This window comes from Asticcacaulis biprosthecium C19 (assembly GCF_000204015.1).
GTDB classification, from domain to species: Bacteria; Pseudomonadota; Alphaproteobacteria; order Caulobacterales; family Caulobacteraceae; genus Asticcacaulis; species Asticcacaulis biprosthecius.
The window spans coordinates 1493841-1496628 of sequence record NZ_GL883077.1 but is presented as its reverse complement, the minus strand read 5'-3'; the positions used below and the strand labels follow the sequence as shown (position 1 = coordinate 1496628).

The 2788-nt window shown below is 61.8% G+C and carries 4 protein-coding genes; 2 read left to right on the top strand and 2 right to left on the bottom strand.

Annotation, left to right across the window (positions count from 1 at the left end):
• Positions 1 to 19: 19 nt before the first annotated feature.
• Positions 20 to 1021 carry a cobaltochelatase subunit CobS gene (cobS, locus tag ABI_RS07135; protein WP_006272215.1) on the bottom strand — a complete coding sequence of 334 codons (1002 nt, stop codon included), beginning with the start codon at positions 1019 to 1021 and terminating at the stop codon, positions 20 to 22.
• Between the two features lie 147 nt (positions 1022 to 1168).
• Between cobS and ABI_RS07130 the strand changes: the two genes are divergently transcribed.
• Positions 1169 to 1570, top strand: coding sequence for a nuclear transport factor 2 family protein (locus ABI_RS07130; protein WP_006272214.1), 402 nt, complete (start codon positions 1169 to 1171; stop codon positions 1568 to 1570).
• Here ABI_RS07130 and ABI_RS07125 read toward each other — a convergent pair.
• Positions 1567 to 2016 carry a GFA family protein gene (locus tag ABI_RS07125; RefSeq protein WP_040308676.1) on the bottom strand — a complete coding sequence of 150 codons (450 nt, stop codon included), beginning with the start codon at positions 2014 to 2016 and terminating at the stop codon, positions 1567 to 1569. The two genes, ABI_RS07130 and ABI_RS07125, sit on opposite strands and share 4 nt — an antisense overlap.
• Before the next feature lie 98 nt (positions 2017 to 2114).
• Between ABI_RS07125 and ABI_RS07120 the strand changes: the two genes are divergently transcribed.
• On the top strand, positions 2115 to 2788 hold a 674-nt coding region (locus ABI_RS07120; RefSeq protein WP_169313712.1), incomplete at its 3' end, for a GNAT family N-acetyltransferase.

The following is a 2788-nucleotide window of genomic DNA, read 5'->3' as shown; positions in this document are numbered from 1 at the left end:
TCATGTGGGGAGGAGAAGATCAGATAACCTTCACTTTCAGGGCGCTTTCTTTCACGTCAGTGCCAAAGGCGCGCTGATAGAATTCGGCCAGGGTATGACGTTCCAGTTCGTCGCTCTTGTTGAGGAAGGACAGGCGGAAGGCCAGTTCCGGATCGTTGTTGAAAATCAGGGTGTTCTGGGCCCAGGTGATGACCGTCCGCGGCGACATGACGGTCGAGATATCGCCGTTGGAGAAGGCGGAACGCGACATGTCGGCAACGCGCACCATGGCGTCGACCATGGGCTTGCGCTCCGGCGTATCGAACTCCGGCACCTTGGCCAGGACGATTTCGACCTCGGCCTCATGGGTCAGGTAGTTCAAGGTGGTGACCAGCGACCAGCGGTCCATCTGGCCCTGGTTGATCTGCTGGGTGCCGTGATAAAGACCAGTCGTATCGCCCAGGCCGATGGTGTTGGTCGTCGAGAACAGGCGGAAATAGGGGTTGGGCTTCAACACCTTGTTCTGGTCGAGCAGGGTCAGACGTCCTGAGGCTTCAAGCACGCGCTGGATGACGAACATCACGTCCGGGCGACCGGCGTCGTATTCGTCGAACACGAGGGCGACCGGGCGCTGCAGCGACCAGGGGAGAATGCCTTCGCGGAATTCGGTGACCTGCTGGCCGTCCTTCAGCACAATGGCGTCCTTGCCGATCAGGTCGATCCGCGACACATGGCTGTCCAGGTTGACGCGGATCATCGGCCAGTTCAGCCGCGCGGCGACCTGTTCGATATGGGTCGACTTGCCGGTGCCATGGAAACCCTGCACCATCACCCGACGGTTGAAAGCAAAGCCGGCACAGATGGCCAGGGTCGTCTGCGGGTCGAAACGGTAGGCTTCATCGATTTCCGGCACGTGAGAATCGCGATGCGAAAACGCCGGCACCATCATGTCGGAATCGACGCCGAAGACCTCACGGATGCTGACCTTTTTATCGGGTGCGAGCGACAGCAGGGGATCGGTATATTCCAATTCGGCGGGCATGGCGGGGTCAGGCTTTCAAAGCGAATTTACGTGTCAGTCAGCTAAGACTTTGCGCACCGCCACACAACTCAAATATTGCCGCGCGGCGAAGTTTTTTGTCGCAGGGTTCATGCTATAGAAGGCTCAGCAACCCTTACGGAAACGACCATGCCCAAAGACGGCAACCGCGAACTGATCCTCAGCTACTACAAGGCGCTGGAGGCCGGCGACGGCGACGCCCTGTTCACCCTTTACGACCGCGCGGTCGTCCAGACCGAATGGCCCAATCCGCTGAAGCCCCGTGGCGACCGGCGAGGACTGGAAAAACTCCGGGCCGATTTCGAACGCGCCAAGGGCGTGCTGAAATCCCAGACCTATGATATCAAGACCCTGGTCTGCACCGACGACCATGCCGCCGTCGAAGCCACCTGGGAAGGCGTTATCGCTGTCCCGCTGGGCAAGCTGGTGCCGGGCGACGTCATGACGGCGCACATCGCGAGCTTTTTCACCTTTCGTGACGGCCGGATCGTCAACCAGCGCAATTACGACTGTTTCGAGCCGTTCGCCTAATCTTCATCCGGATACTGATAGCTGATCAGATTGTCGAGGAAGGGCGCGGCCTCGATGTCTTCCATGGTGGTGCGCAGCGGCCAGACATTGACGTGGTCCATCCACGGGATGCGGCCTTCGACGCCAAACTGAATGACCGGCTCGATTCCTTCCGGATGGTCGAAGGCGCCGATGGCAACGGCGACCCCGTCGGGCGCCTCATAGGTCAGGGGCGTCCCGCAAGTCGGGCAAAACCCGCGTTTGACCAGGTTCGAGCTCTGAAACCGCGCTGGCTCCGCCTTTGTCCACGTCAAGGTCGCCTCGCGCACCGACACCAAAGGCGCGAAGACATTGCCGAACGCCTTCTGACACATTCGGCAATGGCAAACCGACGCCTTGCCCAACGCACCCGCCACCTCGAACCGTACCGCGCCGCATTGGCACCCGCCCTTACGAATCTGTTCCATAACGTCTCCCTTTCCCTCGATCTACGCCATCTGCTGACGGTTTTCGACAGCAGCTTGACGGCCACGCCCCGCGGCCCTACTTCGGCGTCATGCATCCCTTGGATAATCCTGTCTGGCATGCCCTGACCACCCGTCACGCCCACCTGGCGGTCGGTGCGTCACCTGTGCTACGCTATCCGGCGGAGGTGTCACCTTTCGCCGCCCTGGAAACACCGGACGCCCTGGCACAGTTGGGCGCCGTCATCCCTGACGGCGGCACCAACCTGATCTGGGCCGATGCGATCCTGGAAGACCCCGAAGGTCTGGAACGCCTGGTCGCCTTCCCGGTGCTACAACTCGTCGCCGAAGACTTTCGGCCAGCTCCCGTGACGGTCGAAACACGGCAACTGACGGCCGCCGATGTGCCAGCCATCCTGGCCCTGACCGAGTTAACCCGGCCGGGTCCGTTTGGCCCGCGTACCATCGAGAAAGGCTATTTCGCCGGGGCGTTCGACGATGGCCGGCTGATCGCCATGGCGGGCGAGCGCATGTGCCTGCCCGGCTTTACCGAAATCACGGCCATCTGCACCCATCCGGACTACCAGGGCCGGGGCCTGGCGCGGCAGATGATGGCGGTGGTCGGCAACCGCATCGTGGCGGAAGGCCGCACCCCCTTCTTGCATTCCCTGCCGGACAATGCGGCGGCGATCCGGGTATATGACAGCGCTGGCTTCAAGCCGCGCAAGCTGTGGCAGGTCAACCTGTTTGGCCGCGCCGGCGCCAGCACGGACAG

Coding starts and splice junctions, on each gene's coding strand:
- ABI_RS07130 (WP_006272214.1), top strand. CDS start 1,169: ATGCCCAAAGACGGCAACCGCGAACTGATCCTCAGCTACTACAAGGCG.
- cobS (WP_006272215.1), bottom strand. CDS start 1,021: ATGCCCGCCGAATTGGAATATACCGATCCCCTGCTGTCGCTCGCACCC.
- ABI_RS07125 (WP_040308676.1), bottom strand. CDS start 2,016: ATGGAACAGATTCGTAAGGGCGGGTGCCAATGCGGCGCGGTACGGTTC.